Genomic DNA, 26,359 nt, shown 5'->3' with positions numbered 1-26,359 from the left:
GAAGGAAGGCGCTTCGGCGCCTTTCTTCGTTTCGGCGCGTTTGCGGGGAGTGCGCCAACCCGGATCCTGTGGGAGCGGCTTCAGCCGCGAGCTTTTGGCTGACGTGGCGAACCAACGAAAAGCTCGCGGCTGAAGCCGCTCCCACGAGGGCTCAGGCGGCGTCGCGCAGGACTGCCTCCTGCTGGGCCCGCCGCGCCGGCCACAGCATGAAGCCGATCGCGACCACCGCCAGGATCCAGCAGTAGTAGACCTTGCCGGCGAGCGCCAGCGGCGACACCGCGGCCAGCGAGCCGGCCAGCAGGATCTGCGCGCCGTACGGCAGCACGCCCTGGACCACGCAGGCGAAGATGTCGAGCAGGCTCGCCGAGCGCTTCGGGGAAATGCCGTGGCGCACCGCGATGTCCTTGGCCAGCCCGCCGCCGACGAGGATCGCCACGGTGTTGTTGGCGGTGAAGAAATCCCCCAGCGCGGCCAGCGCCGCGATGCTGAACTCGCCCGCGCGCCGGCCCGTGTGGCCGCGCGCGAAGCGGGCGATCGCTTCGGCCAGCCACTGCAGGCCGCCACTGGCCCTGGCCAGCGCGGCAAGGCCGCCGATCAGCAGCGACAGCAGGGTGATCTCGACCATGCTCTCGTAGCCGCCGTAGATGTCGCCGGCGAACGCCTGCCAATCGTAGCCGGGCGAGAACACGAAGCCGAACGCGCCGGCCAGCACGATGCCGATGCCGAGCACCACGACCACGTTCAGCCCGCTCAGCGCCAGCACCAGCACCGCCAGGTACGGCACCACCAGCCACTTCGACGCCGCGTCCGGTGCCTCCACCGGCGCCGCGTCGCCCAGGAACCCCAGCAGCACCGCCGTGGCGAGCGCTGCGGGCAAGGCGATCCTGAAGTTCTCGCGGAACTTGTCGCGCATCTCGCAGCCCTGGGTGCGGGTGGCGGCGATGGTGGTGTCGGAAATCACCGACAGGTTGTCGCCGAACATCGCGCCGCCGATCACCGCACCCACCACCAGCGCGCGGTCCAGCCCGGCCGCGTCGGCGACGCCGAGCGCGATCGGCACCACGGCCGCGACCGTGCCCATCGAGGTGCCGATCGACAGCGACACGAAGCCGGCGACCAGGAACAGTCCCGGCAGGATCAGCGCCGGCGGCAGCGTGCCCAGCCCCAGCGCGACCACGGCGTCCACCGCCCCGATCGCCTTCGACACCATCGCGAACGCGCCGGCGAGCAGGAAGATCAGGCACATCAGCACCACGTTGCTGTCGCCCATGCCGGCCAGCAGTTCGTCGAGCGCCTTCAGGCCGCGCCGATGCGCCAGCCACGCGGCCAGCGCCAGCGCCGGCAGGATCGCCACCGGCGCGCGCAGCTGGTAGAAGCCCATGGGTTCGCCCTGCAGGGTGAACCAGATCCCGGCGCCGAAGAACAGCGCCAGGAACAGCAACAGCGGGGTCAGTGCGATGGCGCTGGGGCGGACCTGCATCGCTTTATCCGGATAAAAGGATTCCGGATTCTGCGCCCTGCCCCCGGCCCTGTCGATGCCCGCCTACGGAATTCCGGCGTTCCGGAAACGGAACGGGGCGCCGAAGCGCCCCGCGGGGATCACCGATTGTCCGCCTGGATCAGGCGGCAGCGCGCGTTGCGATCGCCTTGGCGAACGACATCGTGTCGCCGGTGCCGCCCAGGTCCGGGGTCAGCGAGTCCTTGGCTTCGAGCGTGGCGACGATGGCCTCGCGCAGCTTCGTCGCCTTTTCCGGCATGCCCAGATGGTCAAGCATCTGCGCCGCGCCCAGCAGCAGCGCGCAGGGGTTGGCGATGCCCTTGCCGGCGATGTCCGGGGCCGAGCCATGCACGGCCTCGAAGATCGCCACGTCCTCGCCGATGTTCGCGCCCGGCGCCAGGCCGAGGCCGCCGACCAGGCCGGCGCACAGGTCGGAGATGATGTCGCCGAACAGGTTGGTGGTGACGATCACGTCGAACTGCTCCGGCCGCATCACCAGCTGCATGCAGGTGTTGTCGACGATCAGCTCGTTGCACTCGATCTCCGGGTACTGCGCAGCCACCTCGCGCGCGACCTTCAGGAACAGGCCCGAGGTCGACTTGAGGATGTTGGCCTTGTGCACGATCGTGACCTTCTTGCGGCCGGTGCGGCGCGCCAGGTCGAAGGCGTAGCGGACGATGCGCTCGGAGCCCTTGCGGGTGGTACGGGTGATCGAGGTGGCGGTGTCGCCGTCGGCCGAGACTTCCTGGCCTTCGGCGCTGTAGGCGCCTTCCGTGTTCTCGCGCACGGTGATCAGGTCGACGCCGGTGGGGAAGCGGGACCTGGTGTTGGGGAACGAGATCGCCGGGCGCACGTTGGCGTACAGGTCGAAGCGCTTGCGCAGCTCGACGTTGATCGACGAAAAGCCGCCGCCGACCGGCGTGGTCAGCGGGCTCTTGAGCGCGACCTTGTTCTTGCGGATCGAATCCATCGACGCCTGCGGCAGCAGTTCGCCGTGCTTGTCGAGCGCGGCCATGCCGGCGTCGGCCTCTTCATACACCAGCCCGAGGCCCATGGCGTCGAGCACGTGCAGGGTGGCGTCCATGATTTCCGGGCCGATGCCATCGCCGCGGATGACGGTAATCGTGTGGGGCATATGTGGGGTCCGTGCAGAAGGACGCCGGGCGGGGAATGCCGGGCGTCGGAAGCGGAAAACAGCCGCTTATTATGCCGGATGCGGCGCGGGCCTGCCGGTGCGCGGCCCCACCCTAGCCGGACTCACCGGACAGCAGCGGCTCGAACTTGCCCGCCCGGTGCAGCGCCATCATGTCGTCGTAGCCGCCGACGTGGGTGTCGCCGATGAAGATCTGCGGCACGCTGGTGCGCCTGGCCAGCGCCACCATCTTCTCCCGCTCGGCAGGATCGGTGTCGATCCGCACCTCGTTCCATGCCAGTCCGCGGCTCTTGAGGAAATTCTTGGCGGCAACGCAGTAGCCGCAGACGGCGCTGGTGTAGAGGGTGATCTGCGGGGTGGAGGGGGCGTTCAAGGCAGGCTCCTGAAACTTGGCAGGCGGAACATGGTCGAATCAAGGATGCGGCCCGGATCCGGGCCATCAACGTCCACGCATGGAACGCTGAGTAATCGCCTGAATGATGGCCTGCGCCGGGTTAACCGCGGATTCACGCGATTCGACGCGGCACTCGCCATCCTGCAGGCTGTCCCTGCCCCGCTCCACCGACACCTCGTCCCGACAAGAGACGCCATGCGCCCACTTCCCGCCGTCGTTGCCCTGATGCTTGTCGTCGCCAGCGTGTGCGCGCCCGCGCAGGAAGGCGCCCGCCTGCCGGACATCGGCTCGTCCGCCGGCACCGTGCTCAGCCCGGCCGACCAGCGCGTCTACGGCGAGATGATGCTCAGCCAGCTGCGCAACTACGACTACATCCTCGAGGATCCGCTGGTGGACAGCTGGCTGCGCGGGGTCGGCAACCGCCTGGCGGCCGCCAGCGACGACCCGAAGCAGGATTTCACCTTCTTCATGATGGCCGACCGCCAGGTCAACGCCTTCGCCACCGTGGGCGGCTACGTCGGCGTCAACGCGGGGCTCGTGCTGGCGGCCGACACCGAGGACGAGGTCGCCGGCGTGCTCGGCCACGAAATCGCCCACGTCACCCAGTCGCACGTGCTGCGCAGCGTCGAGCGCGCGCAGCGCGACAGCGTGCCGATCCTGCTGGCGATGCTCGGCGCGATCGCGATCGCGCAGTCCGGCAGCAGCTCGTCCGGCGACGCGGCGATGGCGGCCATGGCCAGCGCCCAGGGCATCGCCGCGCAGCGCCAGATCAATTACACCCGCAGCAACGAATCCGAGGCCGACCGCATCGGCATCCGCACCATGGCGCGCAGCGGCTACGACCCGGAGGCGATGGCGCAGATGTTCGAGCGCATGCAGGCGCTGGAGCGCAGCAACCAGGGCGGCGCCAAGGAGCGCACGCCCGACTACCTGCGCAGCCACCCGGTCACCACCACCCGCATCGCCGAAGCCAAGGCGCGCGCGGCCAAGATGGAGGACCGGGACGCCGGGTTCACCCCGACCTTCACCGCCATCGACAACCCGCTGCTGCCGTCATCGATCAAGATCAGCACCGCGCCCGCAGGCAGCGATGCCGTCCAGTTCGGCTGGGTGCGCGAGCACCTGCGCGTGCTCAGCGCCAACACGCCCACGGAAGCGATCGGCGAATACGGGCGCATGCAGCGGACAGGCAAGCTCAGCGACGCGCAGCGCTACGGCCTGGCCTACGCCCACCTGCTCGCCGGACACGGCGCCGACGCGGCAAGGGAGCTGGCTCCGCTGCTGGAAAAATATCCCGGCGACCTCTGGCTGCTGCTGGCGACGGCACAGGCGCAGGCCCGCGCCGGCAACATCGCGGCCGCCGATGCGATCTTCGAAGACCTGGTCGCGCGGATGCCGCGCAATCGCGCCGTCGCCCTCACCTACGCCCGCGTGCTGGCCGAGCGCAACAGCGCCGCCGCCGGCAAGCGCGCGCAGGACGTGCTGCGGCCGCTGCTGGCCAGGGCCGGTGACGATCCGCTGTTCCAGGCCACGTTCGCGCGGATCAACGAGATCGCCGGCGACCCGATCCGCGCCGGCGAGGCCTGGGCCGAGGCCGCCTACCTCAACGGCCGCCCGGAGCGGGCCCTGGTCCAGCTCAACAACCTGAAAAAGCGCAGCGACCTGGACTATTACGCCCGCGCCCGCATCGAGGCGCGCATCGCCACGATCACGCCGGTGGTGCTGGAACTGCGCCGCCAGGGCATCCGCGACCCGGATCTCGACCGCCGATGATGCTGTCACGCACCTGTCACAAAAACGTAGTCTACTGGCCGCATCGGAAAACCATCGGAATGGAACACGCGGCACGCCATGCACAAGCGCATCCTGATCGTCGACGACGAACCGGCCATCCGCGAGATGGTCGCCTTCGCCCTGCGCAAGGGTGAATACGAGCCGGCCCATGCCGGTGATGCACGCGAGGCACAGGAGTCGATCGCCAATCGCGTCCCCGACCTGATCCTGCTCGACTGGATGCTGCCGGGCACCAGCGGCATCGAGCTGGCCCGGCGCTGGCGCCGCGAGGAACTCACCCGCGAGATCCCGATCATCATGCTCACCGCGCGCGGCGAGGAGAACGACCGCGTCGGCGGCCTGGAGGCCGGGGTCGACGACTACGTGGTCAAGCCGTTCTCCTCGCGCGAGCTGCTGGCGCGTATCCGTGCGGTGATGCGGCGTTCGCGCGAGGACGACGAGGACGGCAGCGTCAACGTCGGCGCGCTGCGCATCGACGGCACCGCCCACCGCGTGTTCGCCAACGACGAACCGGTGCAGATCGGCCCCACCGAATACCGCCTGCTGCACTTTTTCATGACCCACCCCGAGCGCGTCTACACGCGCACCCAGCTGCTCGACCACGTCTGGGGCGGCAACGTCTACGTCGAGGAGCGCACCGTCGACGTGCACATCCGCCGCCTGCGCAAGACCCTGGAGCCGTCCGGGCTCGACGGCATGGTGCAGACGGTGCGCGGCTCGGGCTACCGGTTCTCCGCTTCGCTGTGACGCGCCGGGGTTGCGCCCCGGAACGGCCGGCGCCACGGACGCAGCCGGCCGGGAACGACCCCATCCACCGCCGCCGCCGTGGCGCGCATCCACGCGCGTTTCCCTGAAGCCGGGGCGCGACCCGCTACTATCTTCGTGCAATCCGATCCCGCCGACATCGAACCCTTCGCCACGACCACCGGCCCGCAGATGCCCCTTCACGCGCGCACCGCCTGGACCAGGACGCTCGGCCAGCTCGCCATCGTGCTGGCCCTGGCGCTGCTGGCCGGCGTGCTGGTCGGCTATCCGTGGCAGTTGCTCGCCGTCGCCGCGCTGGGCATCGTGGCCTGGCACTACTGGCGCCTGCGCGGCGTGCTGCTGCGGCTGACCGCGCGGCAGCGGGTCGAGCCATCCGGCGGCAACGGCGTGTGGAACGAACTCGACCGCCTGCTCCACCGCACCCAGGAGGAAATGCGCGGCCGCAAGCGCCGCCTGGTGGAGATGCTGCGCGCCTACAGCGCCGCCGCCGCCGCGCTGCCGGACGCGGTGGTCGTGCTCGAACGCAACAGCCAGCGCGTGCGCTGGTTCAACGACGCGGCGACCCGCCTGCTCGGCCTGCACTATCCCGACGACATCGACGCATCGCTGGGCGAACGCCTGCAGCCGCTGCCGGTCGCGCGCTGGCTGGCCAGCGGGCGCCGCGCCGAGCCGATGCTCGACGTACCCTCGCCGGCCAGCGCCGGGGTGCGCCTGAGCCTGCGCCTGATCCCGTACTCCGACGAACTGTGGCTGCTGGTCGCGCGCGACGTGACCAAGGTGATGCGGCTCGAACAGATGCGCCGCGACTTCGTCGCCAACGTTTCGCACGAACTGCGCACGCCGCTGACCGTGGTCCACGGCTACCTGGACATGCTCGACCCGGAGGAACAGCCCGAGTGGGCGCCCATCCTCGAGGAAATGCGCCGCCAGTCGCAGCGCATGACCCAGTTGGTCGAGGACCTGCTGACCCTGTCGCGCCTCGAGGCGCAGGACAGCCTGGTCGACGAGGACGTCTCGATGGGCTCGATGATGGTCACACTGCGGCGCGAGGCCGAGGCGCTGAGCCAGCGCCGCCACGCGATCACCGTCGACGACGGCGCGGACATCGACCTGATCGGCTCGACCCGCGAGCTGCACAGCGCGTTCTCCAACCTCGTGGCCAACGCGGTGCGCTACACGCCGGCCGGCGGCAGCATCTCGATCGCCCTTGCGCGCAGCGCCGATGGCGGCGCCGTCCTCTCGGTCCGCGACAGCGGCTACGGCATCCCCGCCGCGCACCTGCCGCGCATCACCGAGCGCTTCTACCGCGTGTCCACCAGCCGTTCGCGCGAGTCCGGCGGTACCGGCCTGGGCCTGTCGATCGTCAAGCACATCCTGCAGCTGCACCAGGCACGGCTGGAGATCGAGAGCGAAGTCGGCCAGGGCAGCACCTTCAGCTGCCACTTCGGCCCCGAGCGCGTGCATGCACGCGAGCGCGACGTCGCCCGGCTTCCGGTGGCCGGCCCATGACCCCGCCGCCCGTTCCCGCCATGCCGGAAGCGCACGTCGACGACGCGCTGCTCGACCCGTCGCTGTACTTCAACCGCGAGCTGTCGCAGCTGGACTTCAACTTCCGCGTGCTCGCCCAGGCCCGCGACGAGTCGGTGCCGCTGCTCGAGCGCCTGCGCTTCCTGTGCATCTCGTGCACCAACCTCGACGAGTTCTTCGAGATCCGCGCCGCCACCGTGCGCCACGCGCAGGACTTCGCGGTGCCGGTCGCCGCGGACGGAATGTCGCCGGCCACGCTGTTGCGCCGCATCCACGACCGCGCCGCCGAACTGGTCGACGCGCAGTACCGCTGCTGGAGCGCTGAACTGCGCCCGGCCCTGTTCGACGCGGGCGTACGCGTCCTCGGCCGCGAATCGTGGAACGCGCGCCAGACGCGCTGGCTGCGCAGCTACTTCCGCGAAGAGATCATGCCGGTGCTGTCGCCGCTGGGCCTGGACCCGGCGCATCCGTTCCCGAAGATCCTCAACAAGTCGCTCAACATCATCGTCGTGCTCAAGGGCAAGGACGCGTTCGGCCGCAGCGGCCACCTGGCGGTCGTGCGCGCGCCGCGCTCGCTGCCACGCATCATCCAGCTGCCGAAGAAAGTGTCCGGCGGCGAATACGACTTCGTGTTCCTGTCCTCGGTGCTCTCGGAATTCGTCGCGGAGATGTTCCCGGGGATGCAGGTCAAGGGCGCGTACCAGTTCCGCGTCACCCGCAACTCGGAGCTGATCGTCGACGAGGAGGAAGTCGAGAACCTCGCGCTGGCGCTGCGCGACGAACTGGTTGGCCGCGGCTACCTGCGCGCGATGCGGCTGGAGATCGCAGCCAACTGCCCGAAGCCGATCGTGCGCACGCTGCTGGAGAACTTCGAACTGCCGGCCAACGCGGTGTACCGCATCCACGGCGCGGTCAACCTCAACCGCATCATCCAGATCTACGACCAGGTCGACCGCCCGGACCTGAAGTATCCGCCGTTCGTGCCGCGGCAGCTGCCCGACGTCGATGCGATCTTCGAGCGCGTGGCCGCCGGCGACGTGCTGTTGCACCACCCGTTCGACGCGTTCACGCCGGTGCTGGAGCTCATCCGCCAGGCCGCCGACGACCCGAACGTGCTGGCGATCAAGCAGACCCTGTATCGCACCGCCAAGGACTCGGCGATCATCGAACACCTGGTGCAGGCTGCGCGCAACGGCAAGGACGTCACCGCGGTAGTTGAGCTGCGCGCGCGCTTCGACGAGGAAGCCAACCTCGATTTCGCCGACCGCCTGCAGGAGGCCGGCGTGCAGGTGGTCTATGGCGTGGTCGGCTACAAGACCCACGCCAAGATGCTGCTGGTGGTACGCCGCGAGGGCCGCAAGCTGCGCCGTTACGTGCACCTGGGCACGGGCAACTACCACACCGGCACCGCCCGCGCGTACACCGACCTTGGCCTGGTCACCGCCGATCCCGCGATCGGCAGCGACGTGCACCTGATCTTCCAGCAATTGTCCGGGCTGGCCCCGGCGATCCGGCTCGAACGCCTGCTGCAATCGCCGTTCACCCTGCACGCCGGGGTGCTGGCCCGGATCGAGCGCGAGGCGGCACACGCGCGCGCTGGCCGTCCGGGGCGGATCATCGCCAAGATGAACGCCCTCAACGAACCACAGGTGGTGCGCGCGCTGTACGCCGCGTCGCAAGCCGGCGTGCAGATCGACCTGATCGTCCGCGGCGCCTGCACCCTGCGCCCGGGCGTGCCCGGCGTCTCGGAAAACATCCGAGTGCGCTCGATCGTCGGCCGGTTCCTGGAGCACAGCCGCGTGTACTGGTTCGGCAACGACGACGACCCGGAACTGTTCTGCACCAGTGCCGACTGGCTGGAGCGCAACCTGCTGCGGCGCGTGGAAACCGGCTTCCCGATCCTCGATCCCGCGATCGCCACGCGCATCCGCGAGGAAGCGCTCGACAACTACTTGGCCGACAACCTCAACGCCTGGGAACTGCAACCCGACGGCAGCTACCTGAAGATCGAACCCGGCGACGACGAAACACCGCATTCGGCGCAGGCGGCGCTGCTGGCGAAGATCTGCGCATGAGTTCGATCCCGGCCTTCGCCCCCAGCACCGCGGCGCCGCTGAAGGACGGCGACATGCTCGCGGCCATCGACCTGGGCTCGAACAGCTTCCACATGGTCGTCGCGCGCTACACCCTGGGGCAGCTGCGTACCGTCGACCGCCTGCGCGAGACCGTGCGCCTGGCCGAAGGCCTCGATGGCAAGGGCGGGCTGACGCTTGAAGTGCGCCAGCGCGCGTTCGAATGCCTGGCGCGGTTCGGCCAGCGCATCCGCGACATCCCGCCGCAGCGCGTGCGTGCGGTGGCGACCAACACCGTGCGCGCGCTGTCCGCACCGCAGGCGTTCCTGGTCCCCGCGGAGACCGCGCTCGGCCACGGCATCGAGATCATCGCCGGCCGCGAGGAGGCACGCCTGGTCTACCTGGGCGTGGCCCACGCGCAGCCGCCGAAGAAGGGCAACCTGCGGCTGGTGATCGACATCGGCGGCGGCTCGACCGAATGCATCATCGGCTCGGGCTTCGACGCGATCGAGCGCGAAAGCCTGCAGGTGGGCTGCGTCGCCAGCACCCGTCGCTTCTTCGGCAACGGCAAGCTGACGCGGAAGAAGTGGAACGAGGCCCTGGTGGAAGTCACGGCGGAGTTCCAGCAGTTCGCGGCCACCTACCGTGCGCTGGGCTGGCAGGAGGCGCTGGGGTCGTCGGGCACCAACAAGGCGATCGGCGAGATCTGCGCGAAGATGGGCCTGACCAAGGGCGCGGTCACCGCGCAGGCGCTGCCGCAGGTGCGCGAACAGCTGCTGCGTGCCGGCCGCATCGAGGCCATCGACCTGCCCGGCCTGTCGGACGAGCGCCGCCCGATCATCGCTGGCGGCGTGCTGGTGCTGGAAGCGGCGTTCGCCGCGCTCGGACTCGAGCGCATGGCGGTGAGCAAGGCCGCGCTGCGCGAGGGCGTGCTGCACGACATGGTCGGCAGGAGCCGCGACGAGGACCCGCGCGACGCGTCGGTGGCGGCATTGATGCAGCGTTACGGCATCGATGTCGACCAGGCGCTGCGCGTGGAGCGCACTGCGCTGCACCTGTTCGACCAGGTCGCCACGGCCTGGCAGCTGGGCCCGGACGAACGGCTCATGCTCGGCTGGGCCGCGCGCCTGCACGAGGTGGGGCTGGTGATCGCGCACAGCCAGTACCACGTGCACGGCGCCTACGTGCTGGAAAACTCCGACATCGCCGGTTTCTCGCGCCAGGAGCAGCAGTACCTGGCCGCGCTGGTGCGAACCCATCGGCGCAAGATCCCCGGCAACGCGTTCGACGCGCTGCCCGACCGCCTGCTGGCTTCGGCGCAGCGCAGCGCGGCGCTGCTGCGCATTGCGGTACTGCTGCACCGCGGCTACGACGCGCGCGAAATCCCGCGGCTCGACGCCGCGGCCGAAGGCCGCTCGCTGGCGATCGCGCTGGCGCGCCGGTGGCTCGAACCGCGCGCGCTGCTGCGCGCCGACCTCGCCGGCGAACCTTCGCTGCTGGCGCCGCTGGGCATCAGGCTGGCGTTCGAGCAGGTCTAGGCCTGCCGCCTTCTGATCGTCGCTCCTGCGGAAGCGGAACGTTTCCGGGCCCGTATGCGAGCTCCGGAGCAAGCGGGACGCCCCGAACCGAAGATCAAAAGCCGTCGGGCTCGTAGGCCCGACCTGCGCAAATCGGCTCATCCTGACGTCGGGTCCTCAAGCGGCAGGTCGGGGTTACGCCCCCGACGCGCTTTCCACTCCGGCGTGTCACCCAACCGCCACCAAACTGCAATGCGGGTTTCATTGCCCGTTGCGACCATCTCCGCATCCGCCAACCCACGGGTCAACGATGCGCTACGCGATCGTCACCGAGACCTGGCCACCCGAGGTCAATGGGGTCGCGCTGACCGTGCAGGCACTCGGACAGGGACTGCGCGCACGCGGCCACGCAGTGTCGCTGGTACGGCCGCGGCAGGTGCCCGGGCAGCTGCCGGCGGCAGGCGAAACCCTGGTGCGCGGCGCCAACCTGCCGCGCTACCCGGGCCTGAAATTCGGCCTGCCCGCCACCGCGCAGCTGCAGCAGCTGTGGCGCGACGAGCGCCCCGACGCGGTCTACGTCGCCACCGAAGGGCCGCTCGGCTGGTCGGCGCTGCGCGCGGCGCGGCGGCTCGGGATTCCCGCCGCCAGCGGCTTCCATACGCGCTTCGACCGCTACATGCGCGATTACGGCGTGGCATTCCTGCAGCCGGTGGCGCTGCGCTGGATGCGCCACTTCCACAACCTCGCCGATGCCACCCTGGTGCCGACGCGCGAGCTGCGCGGCTTCCTCCGGCAGCGCGGCTTCGAGAACGTGACCCTGCTGCCACGCGCGGTCGACACGCGCCAGTTCCATCCGGCGTTCCGCGACGAAGCCCTGCGCCAGGCCTGGGGCGTGGCCGGGGACGCGCCGGTGGCGATCCACGTCGGCCGCATCGCCGCGGAGAAGAACCTGCCGCTGGCGGTGCGGGCGTTCCGCGAACTGCAGCGGGTGCGGCCGGACGCGCGCTTCGCCTGGGTCGGCGACGGGCCAGCGCGCGGGCAGCTGCAGCGCGAACACCCGGACTTCATCTTCTGCGGCGTGCAGCGCGGCCAAGCGCTGGCGCGCCACTTCGCCAGCGCCGACCTGTTCCTGTTCCCAAGCCTGTCGGAGACGTTCGGCAACGTCACCCTCGAGGCGATGGCCAGCGGCGTGCCGACGGTGGCGTTCGACTACGGCGCCACCCACGAGCACCTGCGCGACGGATCGCACGGCGCGGCGATCGCCCCGGGCGACGAAAACGGCTTCATCGCCGCGACGCGCCACATCGGCAGCGATGCCGACCTGCGCTTCGTCATGGGCATCGCCGCACGCGACGCGGTGGCGCGCCTGCGTCCGGAAGACGTGGCCGCCGCGTTCGACGACATCCTCGCCGGCCTCGCAAGGAGCCAAGCACATGCACGCCCTGCCCCCGCGTAACCGCATGCTGGCCAGCGACGCCGGCTGGTGCCTGAAGGTCAATCGCATCGGCGCGCGTTCCGGCGCGCGGCGCGTGTTCGCCATCGTCAGCCGGCTTGGCGATGGCGTGTTCTGGTACGTACTGATGGCGGCACTGATCGCGCTCGACGGCTACGCGGGGCTGCTCGCCTCACTGCACCTGGCCGCCACCGGCACCGTCGCGCTGCTGCTGTACAAGGCACTCAAGCGCTGGACCCGGCGCCCGCGGCCGTTCGCCGCGGACGTGCGCATCCGCGCCTGGGTCGCTCCGCTGGACGAGTTCAGCTTTCCGTCCGGGCATACGCTGCATGCGGTGGCTTTCAGCCTGGTGGCCGTCGCGCACTACCCGGCGCTGGCCTGGCTGGTGCTGTCGTTCGCCGCCAGCGTGGCCGCATCGCGCGTGGTGCTGGGTTTGCACTACCCGAGCGACGTGCTGGCCGCGACGGTGATCGGCTGCGTGCTGGCAGGGTTGTCGCTGTGGCTGGTGCCGGGCGTGGGGCTATTCGGCTGAACCGCCGGCCTGTCGCGCAGCCTGTCACGCCGTAGGTCGGGGCTACGCCCCCGACGACCTTTTTGCCGCGACAACGAAACACGGCACCGATCCCGATGCGGAAGATCAAGAGCCGTCGGGGGCGTAGCCCCGACCTACGGCGGCAACGAATTGCCTGGGCGGAGCCTCGGCCACCGTGCGGCGGAAGCCGTGGCTTCCGCCGCACCGCACGCTTCCCTCAGCCGGCCTGCAACCGGTACCAGTCCACCTTGCGCGTGAGCACCATGATCGCGGCGAGGATCACGAACAGCAGCCCCGCGCCGAGCACCAGCGCGTTGTCTTCCGACACCAGCAGCCCGTAGAGCGCGGCGTACAGCGTGGCCAGCATCGTCGCGAAGCCCAGCCCGCGCAGCACGCTGTGCAGCACGGCGCAGAGGTAGAAGCCCAGCAGCCCGATGCAGGCGACGCTCGCCGACAGGTACGCCCAGCCGAACTCGATGTGCTCAGACAGGCTGACCAGCAGCAGGAAGAAGATCGCCAGCGCCAGACCCACCAGGCCGTACTGGATCGGGTGGATGCGCAGCTGCTTGATCAGTTCGAACATGAAGAAGCCGACGAAGGTCAGCGCCACGAACAGCAATCCGTACTTGGTCGCGCGGTCTGCCTGGGTGTAGACGTCCACCGGTTCGATCAGCTGTAGCGAGATGCGATCGACATCGCCGCGCACCGCTCCGCCCTTGCCGCCTTCCCGGATCTGGCGCAGGTACTGCGCCTGGGTGTTCGCGGCCAGCGCCGGCAGTTCCCAGCGCGCGCTGAAGCCGTCGTCGCGAACGTCGAGCGTGCCCGGCGACAGCGTGCCGACGAAGCTCGGATGCGGCCACGGCGAGTCGAGCTCGATGTGGTTGCTGTCCCCCAGCGGGACCACGTCCAGCGCCTCGGTTCCGGCAAGGTCGAAGTCGAAGCGGCTCTTCAGTTCCAGCCGCGTGCCCGCGCGCGGCACCGGCAGCCGCGCGTGCACGCCGTCGCCGCCCTCCTCGTCCAACCCCTGCAGCACCGGCACGTCACGCCCGTCCACCCGCAGCCGCGGCTTGCCACGCAGGCCGCGCACGTCGCCGATCGCATAGCCCAGCCGCGGCGTGCCGATGCTGCGCCCGCGCGCAGGGTCTTCGTCGGCGGGAATACGCACATCGAACTCCGCCTGCGCGTGTCCCCGCCATTCGTACACGCGCACCTCGTACAGCCCGCTGCGCCGGACCCGCGGCTCGACCGTGCCACCGACGTCCAGCGTCTTCGGGAAGAACACCCATTGCCGCTGCTCGGTCCGCTGCACGGTGTGCTCGACGCCGTACTTGTCGCGCTCGACCACGTCGACCAGCTCGCGGTACGGCACCACCAGCACCGGCCCGGCGAACGACTGCCGCCCGGCGGTGCTGCGCGCCACATTGGCCACCGCCTCTGCCCGATAGCCTTCGCGCTCGTGGATGACGCCGCGGATCATCGTCAGCGGCACCAGGATGGCCAGGGTCAATGCCAGCACCATCACTATCTTGAAACCCAGTCGCATCGTCCTTCCCCTCGTCTTGGTGAGGGCGGCACGATGCCCCCCGCGCGAGGCGAGACGATGGCGCAATGGTGAAGTGGCGGTGAAGCCGCCGCTGCTGTTGCTGTTGCTGTTGATCTTGATCTTCGGGGCCCCTCCGTAGCGGCGGAGACGGCGGATCAGACCCGAAGGGCGCCGCACATGGATGTGCGGCGTTTTCCGCGCGGGCAGGATGCCCGCTCGGAAAATCCCGCCGGCTCCGCGAACCCGGTGCGCAGCACCGGGCGCGAAGGCGGGGTGTGCTTTCTTTGCGCCAGGTTTCTTTGCACAAGCAAAGAAAGGTGGTTCGCGCCGTCACGGCGCGAAAGCTTTTGATCTTGATTTCAGCGGAGCCGGAACAGCAGGCGGGTCAAGACCCGCCCTACGATGGCTACGCAGCAACGACGACAGGATCAAGAGCAGCTCGCTGCGCTCGCGCCCTCGTCCGCCCCTCGGGCACCTTCTCCCGCCGACGGGAGAAAGGCCAACGCCAAGGATCGCGGATCCTATGAGGCCGATCCAACCGACAGTTTGATGCTCGCCACGGCGCCACCACCATCGCGGTTTGCGAGCACCGCCTCGCCGCCATGCAACTGCGCCACCTGCGCGACAAAGCACAGCCCCAGCCCGCTGCTGCGACTGCCGCCCTCAGGCCGCGGCAGCGAGTAGAAGCGTTCAAACACGCGGCCGATGGCGTAGTCCGGCACCCCCGGCCCGCGATCCGCGACGCCGATGCGAACGCCGTCGACGCCCCGCTGCACGAAGATATCGACCACGCTGCCACGCGGCGCAAAGTCGATGGCGTTGTCGAGCAGGTTGGCAACCGCCTGCCGCAGCAGGAACGTATCGCCCTCCACCACCACCGCCGGATCGACGCCGTCGCGCGCCAGCGACACCCCGGCCGCCGCGGCCTCGGTCTCCACCTGCGCCACGGCCTCGTCGACCAGCGCGGCCAGCGCCACGGGTTCGGGCTGCTCGATGCGCTGGCGGTACTCGACCGCGGCCAGCGCCAGCAGTTTGTCGATCATCTGCGCCAGCCGATCGCCCTGCGCGCGGATGGTCGCGACGAAACGCGCGCGGTCGGCCTCGGGCAGCGGCGATTCAAGCAGCTCGGCACTGCCGCGGATCGCCGACAGCGGACTCTTCAGTTCATGCGTGAGCGCGTGCACGTACTGTTCGACGTACTGCTTGCCCTCGAGCCGCTCACGCATGGTGTCCAGCGCGCGGCCAAGGTCGCCGAATTCGCCGGCGGTGCGCGGCACCTCGACGCGCTCGCCCGCCGTCACCGCCTGTGCGTAGCGCTGCAGTCGCCCGACCTGCCGCGACAACCACCACGCGGCCAGCACGCCGACCAGCAGGGCCGTGCCCAGCAGCACCAGGCCCCAGCGCAGCACCGCCTGCTGGCTGCGCTCGATGAACGGCGCGATCGCCTGGTTCGGCTTGGCCACGGTGAGCACGCCGGCGATGCGGCCACCGGCGTCGCGGATCGGCGCCGCGACGTGCATGACGGTTGAATTTTCATCGTCCGGATCGCTGCGGGTCGAGCGCGCGCCGTACTGGCCGCGCAGGGTCAGGTAGACGTCGTTCCAGCGCGAATAGTCGCGGCCGACATCGCGGCCGGCCGAGTCGAACACCACGATGCCGCGCGCATCGGTGACGTACACGCGGTAGTCGGAAGAATGCTTGCGGAAGCCCCAGATGCGCGCGTCGATGTCACGCTCGGCCAGTCCGCGCACGCGTGCGGCGAAGCGGCCGTCGTCGATGCGGCCGGCGAGGAAATCGTCGGTGGCGAGTTCGGCCAGCACGTTGGCGGTATCGGCCAGCGTGTCCTCCATCGCCTGGCGCACGCCCGGCTTGACCTCCTGCACGAACACGTTGCCCAGCAGCCACGCGGCCAGCGCGACGATGACGAAGTAGCCCAGCAGGATCCGCAGGCCGATCTTCATGCGCGCACGCCCCCGTGCACGGCGTCAGCGCCCGGCCACGTCGAGCGAATAGCCCAGGCCGCGATGGGTGCGGATCGGGTCCTCGCCGGGCGCCAGCGCATGCAGCTTGGCGCGCAGGGTCTTGACGTGGGTGTCGACGGTGCGGTCGCCGCTTTCCAGCGCATCGCCCCAGACCCTGTCCATCAGCTGCGCACGCGACAGCACCGCGCCGGGACGGGCGAGCAGCGCGGCGAGCAGGCCGTACTCGTAGCGGGTCAGGTCGAGCGCATGGCCGTGGAAGCGCACGCGCCTGCCTTCGGCATCGTGTTCGAAGGCGCCGATAGCCGATGCCGCCAGCTGCCCGGCGCCCGCCTGCACGCGCCGCAGCAGCGCGCGCACTCGCGCCACCAGCTCGCGCGGCGAGAACGGCTTGACCACGTAGTCGTCGGCGCCCAGCTCCAGGCCGAGCACGCGATCGGCCTCGGCGTCGCGCGCGGTGAGGAAGATCACCGGCAGGTCGCGTCCGCTGCGCAGCTCGCGGCACAGCGCGAAACCGCCGATGTCGGGCAGGCCGACGTCGAGGATCGCCAGGTCGTGGCGTCCTTCGCGCGCGGCCCGCAGCGCGTCCTGCCCGGTCAGGCAGTGCTGCGCGTCGAAGCCCTCGCTCCGCAGCGCGTAGAGCACGGTGTCGGCGATGGCGGCTTCGTCTTCGACAAGGAGGATGGAGGGCATGGGGGTGAGGCAGGAATTCGGGATTCGGGATTCGGGATTCGGGATTCGGTAAAGCGTAGCGCGTCGGCCCCAGTCGCCGACGATGACGAACCCGGCCGAAGGCCGCAGGAATGTAGGATGGGTAGAGCGCAGCGAAACCCATCGTCCGCCGCGTGGCGATGGTCTGGCGATGATGGGTTTCGCTGCGCTCTACCCATCCTACGGGTTTTCCCCACCGCCCCGGCGACACGCTAGGCTCCCCAGTCCCCAGTCCCCAGTCCCGGATCCATGAACTATCGCCACGCCTTCCACGCCGGCAACCATGCCGACGTCCTCAAGCACGTCGTGCTCCTGGCTCTGTGCGATGCGCTGCTGGCCAAGCCGACGCCGTGCTTTGCGCTCGACACGCACGCCGGGCGCGGGCTGTACCGGCTGGAATCGTCCTCGGCGCGACGCACGGGCGAGGCGGACGACGGCATCGGCCGGCTGCTGGCCGAGCGGCCGCGGGAGCCCGCGATCACGCGCTACCTTTCCGCCGTGGAAGCCTGCCGCAAGGCGCACGGCCACGACGCCTATCCCGGTTCGCCCTGGCTGCTGGCACACGCGCTGCGCGAACACGACCGGATCGCCTGTTGCGAGCTGCAGCCGGTGGAGGCCGCGGCCCTGCGCGCGAACTTCGCGGGCGACCGGCGCGTCGTCGTGCACGAACGCGACGGCTATGCCGCGATCCGCGCGCTGCTGCCGCCGAAGCACGGCGCCGTGCGCTACGGCCGCGGGCTGGTGCTGGTCGACCCGCCGTACGAGGCGCAGCTGGACGAATTCGACGCCGCGCTGGCCGCGCTGAAAGAGGCGCTGGCGCGCTGGCCACAGGCGACCTGCGCGCTGTGGTACCCGGTCAAGCAGCGCCGCGCGCTGCAGCCGTTCCTGCGCAAGGCGGCGAAACTGCCCGCGAAATCCGCATTGATCGCGGAACTGCTGGTACGCCCGGACGACTCGCCGCTGCGCATGAACGGCAGCGGCCTGCTGGTGCTCAACGCGCCGTGGAAGCTCGACGCGGCCCTGCAGCCGGCACTGCAGGCGCTGGGCGAAGCGTTGGGCGAAGCGGGGGCATCAACGCGCCTGGAGTGGCTGCGCGCACCGGCGTAGGTCGGGGCTACTTCCCCGACGGCTTTTCGCCCGGCACTTCGATCCATGCGCGTTCGCGGCAAAGATCAAGGGCCGTCGGGGACGTAGCCCCGACCTATGGCAGGCCGTGCCGGTCGTCGTCGGCGACGTCGGGTTCGAAGAAACTCCAGCGCACTTCGGGGAACTCCGCCTGCAGCGCTGCCTCGACGGCATTGATCTGCGCCAGCAGCGCGCCGGTGTCCGCCGTCTCGCGCATCTGCGCCTTCACCGACATCATCACTTCGTTGCCCAGCTGCAGTGTGATCAGGTTGAACACGCGCGCGATCTCCGGGCGCGACTCCAGCCATGTCCGCATCTGCGCCTGCCGCACCGGATGCACGCCCTGCCCGATCAGCATCGCCTTGACCTCGATGGCCACGAACACCGCCACCACGATCAGCAGCGCGCCGATCCCGATCGTGCCGATCGCATCCCACACCGGGTTGCCGGTCACCACCGCCAGCAGCACCGCGACGAGCGCGAACACCAGGCCCAGCAGCGCGGCCAGGTCCTCGCCGAAGATCACCACCAGCTCGGCCTGGCGGCTGCCGCGGAACCACTGCCACAGGCTGCGGTCTCCGCGCGCCTTGTTCACTTCCTGCAGGCAGGCCCGCATCGAGACGCCCTCGACGATGATGCCGAATACCAGCACCCCGGCCGCCCACCACCATTGCCTGAGCGGCTCGGGGTGCTGCAGCTTGTGGATGCCTTCGTACAGCGAAAACATGCCACCGACGGTGAACAGCATCACCGCCACCAGGAACGACCAGAAATAGATCGCCTTGCCGTAGCCCAGCGGGTAGTCGGGGGACGGCGGCCGCTTGGCCTGCTTCATCCCCAGCAGCAGCAACAGCTGGTTGCCGCAGTCGGCCAGCGAGTGCACGGTTTCGGCCAGCATCGCGCTGGAGCCGGTGAAGAACGCCGCCACGCCCTTGGCGCAGGCGATCGCGAAATTGGCGCCGAGCGCGAAGAAGATCGCGCGGGTGGAATCGCCGCTGCCTGCCATCGAACCGGTCCTTGAATTCGTCGGAACCGTGATGTTGGGGGTTCGCCGGTTGATGCGCAACGCGCGCGCCCAACACCCGTTCTTCACGGCGTCTAGGGTTTTTTAACGTCATGGATGCGATCTTTCCCGCATGAGCGCCCGCAACCGCCTTCCCCCGTGGCACGAGCAGGTCCGCCTGGCCAACGGCCGCGAAGTCCTGATCCGTCCGATCCGTGCCGATGACGCCGGGCCGCTGCGCGCATCGTTCGCGCTGCTGCAGCCCGAAGAAGTGCGCCAGCGCTTCCTGCGCCCGGTCAAGGAACTGAGCGCCGAAACGGTGCAGCGCCTGACCCAGCCACAGCCCAGGACCGAGTTCGCGCTCGTGGCGGCCGAGCCGCTGCCACCAGGCGAGGCGCTGGTCGGCGCCGTCGCGCGCGTGGCGGCCACGCCGGGTACGCGCGATGCGGAGTTCGCGATCCTCGTCAGCCGCTACGTCGCCGGCATGGGCCTGGGCCGGCACCTGATGCGCCGCCTGGTGCGCTGGGCCAAGGGCAAGAAGCTCGAACGCCTGTACGGCGACGTGCTGGAGAGCAACCAGCCGATGCTGTCGCTGGCCGGATCGCTCGGGTTCCGCCGCGAAGCGTCGGACGCGCCGGGGCTGGTCCGCGTGGTGCTGGACCTGGACGCGGACGTCGGGCAACGGGCCGTCCGGACGCGTTCACCGGGCTAGGCAGGGGCGCAGGCGGCAGGGTCTCTGGCCCGCTCCCGGGGGCTGCCGCCGCGAGCGGCTAAAATGTGCATCCCCGCGCCGGGCGCATCGCGTCCGGCGCTGTCGTCGTTGCGTGCACAGATGCCCCAGACCCCGAAAACTTCCTTCTCCGCCCCTCCCCTGCCCCGTCCCGGCCAGCAGCGCGCGTACTGGCGCCAACCCGCCAGCGCCAGCGCGCTGGCGTGGTCGATCGCCGGCGCCGCGCGCGCCCACGACGGCCCGCTGCTGGCGATCGCCCGCGACAACCACGCCGCGCACCAGCTCGAATCCGACCTGCGCACGCTGCTGGGCGACGATGCCGCGCTGCCGGTGCTGAACTTCCCGGACTGGGAAACCCTGCCCTACGACCGCTTCAGCCCGCATCCGGAAATCGTTTCGCAGCGGCTGGCCACGCTGCACCGGTTGCCGACGCTCAAGCGCGGAGCAATCGTGATCGTGCCGGTGCAGACGCTGATGCAGCGGCTGGCGCCGCTGTCGTATGTGATCGGCAACACCTTCGACATGCGCGTCGGCCAGGTCCTGGACCTGGACGCCGAGAAGCGTCGGCTGGAAGCCGCCGGCTACCGTAACGTGCCGCAGGTGTTCGACCCGGGCGACTTCGCCGTGCGTGGCGCGCTGCTGGACGTGTACCCGATGGGCGCGGACATGCCGTTCCGGGTCGAGCTGTTCGACGACGTCATCGACACCATGCGCGGCTTCGATCCGGAGACGCAGCGATCGCTGGAGAAAGTCGAGGCGGTGCAGCTGCTGCCCGGCCGCGAGGTGCCGCTGGACGACGCTTCCGCCACCCGCGCGATGGACGCGCTGCGCGAACGCTTCGACATCGACACCCGCCGCAGCGCACTGTTCCAGGACCTGAAGTCCGGCCACGCACCGGCGGGCATCGAGTACTACCTGCCGCTGTTCTTCGACCGCACCGCGACCCTGTTCGACTACCTCGGCGACGACACCTTGCCGCTGGTGGCCGTCGGCGTGGCGGAGGCGGCCGACCAGTTCTGGAAGCAGACCGGCGAGCGCCACGAGCAGCGCCGCCACGACATCGAACGCCCGCTGCTGGCGCCCGATGCGCTGTACCTGCCGCCCGACGTGCTGCGCGAACGGCTCAACGCCGGCGAGCGCATCGAGGTCTGCGGCCCGCAACACCCGCGCCACGCGCAGGCCATGGCGCTGGGCGACCAGCCGGCACCCGAACTGCCGCTGGTGGTGAAGGACGCGCAGCCGGCGGCGGCGCTGAAATCGTTCCTGGCCAGCTACCCGGGCCAGGTGTTGATTGCCGCGGACACCGCCGGGCGCCGCGAGGCGCTGCTCGAGGTGTTGCACGCCGCCGGCATTCGACCGGATGTGCTGGCATCGTTCCAGGATTTCATTGCCGGCGTTGAGCGTCGCGACAGCGTCGCTCCAACGGCGGCAGTTGATCCGTCCGCGCAGCGGATGGATAACGCGCACATCGCGGTCGCGCCGTTCGACGACGGCTTCGCGCTCGACGCCGAGGCGGCCGGCGGCGTTCCGTTCGCCATCCTCACCGAGCGCCAGCTATTCCCCGAGCGCGCCTCGCAGCCAAGGCGCCGCAAGCGCGCGGGGCGCGAGCCCGAGGCGATCATCCGCGACCTGGGCGAACTCACCGAGGGCGCGCCGATCGTGCACGAGGACCACGGCGTCGGCCGCTATCGCGGACTGGTCACGCTGGAAGCCGGCGGTCAGGCAGCGGAATACCTGGAGATCGAATACGCCAAGGGCGACCGCCTGTACGTGCCGGTCGCGCAGTTGCACCTGGTCAGCCGCTACTCAGGCGCATCGCCGGAAACCGCGCCGCTGCATTCGCTCGGCGGCGAGCAGTGGACCAAGGCCAAGCGCAAGGCGGCGGAAAAAGTCCGCGACGTCGCCGCCGAGCTGCTCGACATCCAGGCCAGGCGCCAGGCCCGCGCGGGGCTGGCGATCGACGTCGACCGGGCGATGTACGAGCCGTTCGCGGCCACGTTCCCGTTCGAGGAAACGCCCGACCAGCACGCCGCGATCGAGGCCGTGATCCGCGACCTGTCCAGCTCGCAGCCGATGGACCGCGTGGTCTGCGGCGATGTCGGCTTCGGCAAGACCGAGGTCGCGGTACGTGCGGCGTTCGTCGCCGCCACCGCCGGCAGGCAGGTCGCGGTCCTCGTGCCGACCACGCTGCTGGCCGAACAGCACTACCGCAACTTCAGCGACCGTTTTGCCGACTGGCCGATCCGGGTCGAAGTGCTGTCGCGCTTCAAGAGCAGCAAGGAAAACAAGGCCGAACTCGACCGGCTGGCGGAAGGCAAGATCGACGTCATCGTCGGCACCCACCGGCTGCTGCAGAAGGACGTGCGCTTCAAGGACCTGGGACTGGTGATCGTCGACGAGGAGCAGCGCTTCGGCGTGCGCCAGAAGGAAGCGCTGAAGGCGCTGCGTGCGAACGTGCACCTGCTCACGCTGACGGCCACGCCGATCCCGCGCACGCTCAACATGGCGATGGCCGGCCTGCGCGACCTGGCGATCATCGCCACCCCGCCGGCGCACCGGCTCGCGGTGCAGACGTTCGTGGTGCCGTGGGACGACGCGCAGCTGCGCGAGGCCTTCGAGCGCGAGCTCGCGCGCGGCGGCCAGGTGTACTTCCTGCACAACGACGTCGAAAGCATCGGCCGCATGCAGCGCCAGCTGCAGGAACTGGTGCCCGAGGCGCGCATCGGCATCGCCCACGGCCAGATGCCCGAGCGCGAACTCGAAAGGGTGATGCTCGACTTCCACAAGCAGCGCTTCAACGTGCTGCTGTGCTCGACCATCATCGAGTCGGGCATCGACATCCCCAACGCCAACACCATCATCATCAACCGCGCCGACCGCTTCGGCCTGGCGCAGCTGCACCAGCTGCGCGGCCGTGTCGGGCGCTCGCACCATCGCGCGTACGCCTACCTCGTGATCCCCGACAAGCGCTCGATCACCGCCGACGCGCGCAAGCGGCTGGACGCGATCGCCTCGATGGACGAACTCGGCGCCGGCTTCACCCTGGCCACCCACGACCTGGAGATCCGCGGCGCCGGCGAGCTCCTCGGCGAGGACCAGAGCGGGCAGATGGCCGAGGTCGGCTTCAGCCTGTATACCGAGCTGCTCGAACGCGCGGTGCGCAGCATCAAGGCTGGCAAGCTGCCGGACGACGACGCCATCCACGACCGCGGCGCCGAGGTGCTGCTGAACGTGCCGGCGCTGATCCCCGACGACTACCTGCCCGACGTGCACGCGCGACTGACCCTGTACAAGCGCATCAGCTCGGCGCGCAACGCCGAAGATCTGCGCGAACTGCAGGTGGAGATGATCGACCGCTTCGGCCTGCTGCCGGACCCGGTCAAGTACCTGTTCGCCACCGCCGAGCTGAAGCTGCAGGCCGACACGCTGGGCATCCGCAAGCTCGACCTCGGCGAGACCGGCGGGCGGCTGCAGTTCGTCGAGAAGCCCGACGTCGACCCGATGGCGGTGATCCGCCTGATCCAGGGCCAGCCGAAGCACTACCGCATGGACGGACCGGACAAGCTGCGCATCACGCTGGACCTCCCCGATGCGGCCACCCGCTTCAACGCCGCACGCGGACTGCTGGCCGCGCTGCGACCGGACGGCGCCGCGTAGGGCGGGTCTCGACCCGCCTTTGCGTATTGCGAAGGCGGCAGGGGCGAGACCCGAAGAGCGGCGGGTCAAGACCCGCCCTACGGCTCCTGCGAAGGCAGAGGGAGGCTGGGAGGGGGTGCCCACGGTTCGAACTGATCCAAAAGGCACCCCTCCCCAACCCTCCCCTGCCTTCGCAGGGGAGGGAGCAAGAGCTCGCGGCTTCCGCCACTCCTGCGGGTATTCCATCCAACCCCGCAACCCCGAATCACCGATCCCGGGCCTTCGGCTAGAATTGCCGCGTTTGCCCGCCCGGAGCCCCCAATGTCGCAACCCCTCGCCTACCGCCGCATCCTGCTCAAGCTGTCCGGCGAGGCCCTGATGGGCGACGAGGACTACGGCATCGACCCCAAGGTCATCGGCCGCCTGGCGCGCGAGATCATCGAGGCGCAGCAGGCGGGGGCCGAGATCGGGGTGGTGATCGGCGGAGGCAACATCTTCCGCGGCGCGGGCCTGGCCGCAGGCGGGATGGACCGGGTCACCGGCGACCAGATGGGCATGCTGGCCACGGTCATCAACGCGCTGGCGATGCAGGACGCGCTGGAAAAACTCGGTGCGCGCGTGCGGGTGATGAGCGCGATCAAGATCAACGACGTGTGCGAGGACTACATCCGCCGCCGCGCCATCCGCCACCTCGAGAAGGGCCGGATCGCAATCTTCGCCGCCGGCACCGGCAACCCGTTCTTCACCACCGACTCGGGCGCCGCCCTGCGCGCGATCGAGATCGGCGCCGACCTGCTGCTCAAGGCCACCAAGGTCGACGGCGTCTACGACTCGGACCCGAAGAAGAACCCCGACGCCAAGCGCTTCGACACGCTGGGCTACGACGAGGTCATCGCCCGCAACCTCAACGTGATGGACACAGCCGCCTTCGCCCTGGCACGCGACAGCAACCTGCCGCTGAGGATCTTCGACATGAGCCAGCCCGGGGTGCTGTTGCAGATCCTGCGGGGCGAGGAAATCGGGACGCTGGTGAAGTAGAGCGGGGCCTGGGATCCAGGGACTGGGGGCTGGGATTGAATGACTGTCATCCCCGCCCCTAGCCCCTAGCCCCTAGCCCCTAGCCCCTAGCCCCTGAAATAGTGTCCGCCCGCGCCCGATGGCAGCATCGCGTTCCATGCACGGCCACTCGCACGCCCACCACCACGGCTCGTCGACGCGCGCATTCGCGGCGATCACGTTGATCAACCTCGCCTACACGTTGCTCGAGGCCGGCTACGGCTTCGCCATCGACTCTCTGGCGCTGCTTTCGGACGCGCTGCACAACCTGGGCGACGTGCTCGGGCTGGGCCTGGCCTGGGGCGCAGCGGTCCTCGCCAAGCGGCGGCCCACCGAGCGCCACACCTACGGCTGGCGCCGGGCGACGCTGTTGTCGCCGCTGGCCAATTCCACGCTGCTGATCGGCTTTTCCGGCGCACTGGCGTGGGAGGCCGTGCGTCGGCTGGATGCACCGCCGCAGATCCCGGCCACGCCGGTGATCGTGGTCGCGGCGATCGGAATCGTGGTCAACCTCGGCGCGGCGTGGTTCGTGCGCGACGGGCACGCCAACGACCTCAACCGCCGCGGCGCCTTCCTGCACCTGGTCGCGGACGCCGCGGTGTCGCTGGCCGCGGTGCTGGCCGGCATCGGCATGCTGGTGCTGGGCTGGGCGTGGCTCGACCCGGTGACCGCGCTGCTGGTCGGCGTGGTGGTCGCCGCCGGCGCCTTCGCCCTGCTGCGCGACAGCTTCAACGCGACCATGGACGCGGTGCCCGACAGCGTCGACCGGGCCGCGGTGCAGGCCTTCCTCGGCGCGCAGCAGGGCGTGTCGGCGGTCCACCACCTGCATATCTGGGCGCTGGGCTCGGACCAGGTGGCGATGACCGCGCACCTGGTCCGGGAAGACGCCGGTGACCACGATGCCTTCCTCGCCCGCGTCGCCCACGAGCTGGACGAGCGCTTCGGCATCCACCACCCGACGCTGCAGATCGAGCGCGGGGCCGCCTGCGGGCAGGATGCGCACGGGGCCGTGCACCATCCCTGATCCCGCGTCGCCCGTTCGGGGAAGAAGCTCTTGTGGGAGCGGCTTCAGCCGCGAGCTCTTCGCCGTGCAATCCAGGCAGGGCTCGCAACTGAAGCCGCTCCCACAAGTCCCCTGGGCGGTCGATTCGTGAATGCGCCGCTTCCCTCTATAATCCCGCGATTAAGCAATCGCCCGGAGCCGGCCATGATCGACGACATCAAGAAGGATGCGCAGACCCGCATGCAGAAAAGCGTGGAAGCGCTGCGCCACGACCTGACCAAGGTCCGCACCGGCCGCGCATCCACCGCCCTGGTCGACCACCTGAAGGTCAACTACTACGGCTCGGACATGCCCCTGACCCAGGTCGCCAGCGTCACCGTGGCCGATGCGCGCTCGCTGGTCATCACGCCCTGGGAGAAGCAGATGGTGCAGCCGGTGGAGAAGGCGATCCTGGCGTCCGACCTCGGCCTGAACCCGACCACGGCCGGCACCGTCATCCGCATCAACCTGCCCGCACTCACCGAAGAGCGCCGCAAGGAGCTGTCCAAGCTGGTCCACGGCGAAGGCGAGAACGCCAAGGTCGCGATCCGCAACATCCGCCGCGACGCCCTGCAGCAGGTCAAGGACTTGCTCAAGGAGAAGGAGATCTCCGAGGACGACGACCGCCGTGCAGCCGACGACATCCAGAAGCTCACCGACCAGGGCATCAAGGATGTCGACGAGGTGGTCAAGGCGAAGGAACAGGAACTGATGGCGGTATGAGGGGCAGCCGGGAATCGGGAATGGGGAATCGGGAATCGGAGGAGCGAGAGCATCCGGCTACCCGGTGCGGCGCTCGCGCCGGCATGTCCCTGCTCTTCCGAATCCC

Annotated in this window: 20 protein-coding genes; 13 read left to right on the top strand and 7 right to left on the bottom strand. The window is 69.8% G+C overall.

The features are described from left to right. Nucleotides 1-151: 151 nt before the first annotated feature. From ACFONC_RS13580 to grxC, 3 genes are all read right to left on the bottom strand, one after another. Nucleotides 152-1,480 (bottom strand): Na+/H+ antiporter NhaC family protein, encoded by a 1,329-nt coding sequence (locus tag ACFONC_RS13580; protein WP_386744942.1) that lies wholly within the window; start codon nucleotides 1,478-1,480, stop codon nucleotides 152-154. 139 nt (nucleotides 1,481-1,619) lie between these two features. After that, a complete protein-coding gene (locus ACFONC_RS13575) occupies nucleotides 1,620-2,633 on the bottom strand; it encodes an isocitrate dehydrogenase (protein WP_386744940.1) in 1,014 nt (337 codons plus the stop codon). A gap of 112 nt (nucleotides 2,634-2,745) precedes the next feature. Next, on the bottom strand, nucleotides 2,746-3,024 hold the full coding sequence (gene grxC / locus ACFONC_RS13570; protein WP_386744939.1) for a glutaredoxin 3: 279 nt from the start codon (nucleotides 3,022-3,024) through the stop codon (nucleotides 2,746-2,748). Between the two features lie 216 nt (nucleotides 3,025-3,240). Between grxC and ACFONC_RS13565 the strand changes: the two genes are divergently transcribed. The 7 genes from ACFONC_RS13565 to ACFONC_RS13535 all read left to right on the top strand — a co-directional run bounded on the left by ACFONC_RS13565 (nucleotide 3,241) and on the right by ACFONC_RS13535 (nucleotide 12,705). Continuing rightward, a complete protein-coding gene (locus tag ACFONC_RS13565) occupies nucleotides 3,241-4,818 on the top strand; it encodes a M48 family metalloprotease (RefSeq protein WP_386744937.1) in 1,578 nt (525 codons plus the stop codon). A gap of 78 nt (nucleotides 4,819-4,896) precedes the next feature. After that, nucleotides 4,897-5,586 (top strand): phosphate regulon transcriptional regulator PhoB, encoded by a 690-nt coding sequence (gene phoB / locus ACFONC_RS13560; protein ID WP_386744935.1) that lies wholly within the window; start codon nucleotides 4,897-4,899, stop codon nucleotides 5,584-5,586. 189 nt (nucleotides 5,587-5,775) lie between these two features. Beyond that, a complete protein-coding gene (phoR, locus tag ACFONC_RS13555) occupies nucleotides 5,776-7,113 on the top strand; it encodes a phosphate regulon sensor histidine kinase PhoR (protein WP_386745166.1) in 1,338 nt (445 codons plus the stop codon). Then, the gene (gene ppk1 / locus ACFONC_RS13550) at nucleotides 7,110-9,206 is read left to right on the top strand and encodes a polyphosphate kinase 1 (RefSeq protein WP_386744933.1); all 2,097 of its coding nucleotides are present in this window, start codon (nucleotides 7,110-7,112) and stop codon (nucleotides 9,204-9,206) included. Before phoR ends, ppk1 begins: the two co-directional genes overlap by 4 nt. Further along, the gene (ppx, locus tag ACFONC_RS13545; protein WP_386744931.1) at nucleotides 9,203-10,741 is read left to right on the top strand and encodes an exopolyphosphatase; all 1,539 of its coding nucleotides are present in this window, start codon (nucleotides 9,203-9,205) and stop codon (nucleotides 10,739-10,741) included. Before ppk1 ends, ppx begins: the two co-directional genes overlap by 4 nt. Before the next feature lie 289 nt (nucleotides 10,742-11,030). Further along, a complete protein-coding gene (locus tag ACFONC_RS13540) occupies nucleotides 11,031-12,176 on the top strand; it encodes a glycosyltransferase family 4 protein (protein WP_386744929.1) in 1,146 nt (381 codons plus the stop codon). 4 nt (nucleotides 12,177-12,180) lie between these two features. Next, entirely contained in the window at nucleotides 12,181-12,705 is a 525-nt protein-coding gene (locus tag ACFONC_RS13535) for a phosphatase PAP2 family protein (protein ID WP_386745164.1), read from the top strand. 217 nt (nucleotides 12,706-12,922) lie between these two features. Here ACFONC_RS13535 and creD read toward each other — a convergent pair whose 3' ends face one another. The 3 genes from creD to creB all read right to left on the bottom strand — a co-directional run bounded on the left by creD (nucleotide 12,923) and on the right by creB (nucleotide 16,920). Then, entirely contained in the window at nucleotides 12,923-14,248 is a 1,326-nt protein-coding gene (gene creD, locus ACFONC_RS13530; protein WP_386744927.1) for a cell envelope integrity protein CreD, read from the bottom strand. A 521-nt stretch (nucleotides 14,249-14,769) separates the two neighbouring features. Further along, nucleotides 14,770-16,209 carry a two-component system sensor histidine kinase CreC gene (creC, locus tag ACFONC_RS13525; protein WP_386744925.1) on the bottom strand — a complete coding sequence of 480 codons (1,440 nt, stop codon included), beginning with the start codon at nucleotides 16,207-16,209 and terminating at the stop codon, nucleotides 14,770-14,772. A gap of 24 nt (nucleotides 16,210-16,233) precedes the next feature. After that, nucleotides 16,234-16,920 (bottom strand): two-component system response regulator CreB, encoded by a 687-nt coding sequence (gene creB / locus ACFONC_RS13520; RefSeq protein ID WP_386744923.1) that lies wholly within the window; start codon nucleotides 16,918-16,920, stop codon nucleotides 16,234-16,236. A 267-nt stretch (nucleotides 16,921-17,187) separates the two neighbouring features. On the opposite strand from creB, the gene ACFONC_RS13515 reads away from it, so the two are divergent. Next, nucleotides 17,188-18,045 (top strand): 23S rRNA (adenine(2030)-N(6))-methyltransferase RlmJ, encoded by an 858-nt coding sequence (locus ACFONC_RS13515; RefSeq protein ID WP_386744922.1) that lies wholly within the window; start codon nucleotides 17,188-17,190, stop codon nucleotides 18,043-18,045. Nucleotides 18,046-18,139: 94 nt separating this feature from the next. On the opposite strand, the gene ACFONC_RS13510 is transcribed toward ACFONC_RS13515, so the two are convergent. Further along, on the bottom strand, nucleotides 18,140-19,069 hold the full coding sequence (locus ACFONC_RS13510; RefSeq protein ID WP_386744920.1) for a cation diffusion facilitator family transporter: 930 nt from the start codon (nucleotides 19,067-19,069) through the stop codon (nucleotides 18,140-18,142). 130 nt (nucleotides 19,070-19,199) lie between these two features. Between ACFONC_RS13510 and ACFONC_RS13505 the strand changes: the two genes are divergently transcribed. The 5 genes from ACFONC_RS13505 (at nucleotide 19,200) to frr (ending at nucleotide 26,253) form a co-directional block, all read left to right on the top strand. Continuing rightward, on the top strand, nucleotides 19,200-19,778 hold the full coding sequence (locus tag ACFONC_RS13505; protein ID WP_386744918.1) for a GNAT family N-acetyltransferase: 579 nt from the start codon (nucleotides 19,200-19,202) through the stop codon (nucleotides 19,776-19,778). A 120-nt stretch (nucleotides 19,779-19,898) separates the two neighbouring features. Beyond that, nucleotides 19,899-23,453 (top strand): transcription-repair coupling factor, encoded by a 3,555-nt coding sequence (gene mfd, locus ACFONC_RS13500; protein WP_386744916.1) that lies wholly within the window; start codon nucleotides 19,899-19,901, stop codon nucleotides 23,451-23,453. A gap of 300 nt (nucleotides 23,454-23,753) precedes the next feature. Beyond that, entirely contained in the window at nucleotides 23,754-24,470 is a 717-nt protein-coding gene (gene pyrH / locus ACFONC_RS13495) for a UMP kinase (RefSeq protein WP_386744914.1), read from the top strand. A 136-nt stretch (nucleotides 24,471-24,606) separates the two neighbouring features. Then, nucleotides 24,607-25,512, top strand: a complete 906-nt coding sequence (locus ACFONC_RS13490) for a cation diffusion facilitator family transporter (RefSeq protein WP_386744912.1) — start codon at nucleotides 24,607-24,609, stop codon at nucleotides 25,510-25,512. Nucleotides 25,513-25,695: 183 nt separating this feature from the next. Then, nucleotides 25,696-26,253 carry a ribosome recycling factor gene (frr, locus tag ACFONC_RS13485; RefSeq protein ID WP_386744910.1) on the top strand — a complete coding sequence of 186 codons (558 nt, stop codon included), beginning with the start codon at nucleotides 25,696-25,698 and terminating at the stop codon, nucleotides 26,251-26,253. Nucleotides 26,254-26,359: the final 106 nt, after the last annotated feature.

The organism is Luteimonas soli (genome assembly GCF_042648865.1).
Lineage (GTDB): Bacteria > Pseudomonadota > Gammaproteobacteria > Xanthomonadales > Xanthomonadaceae > Luteimonas > Luteimonas soli.
This window is presented reverse-complemented; position numbering and strand designations above follow the sequence as displayed.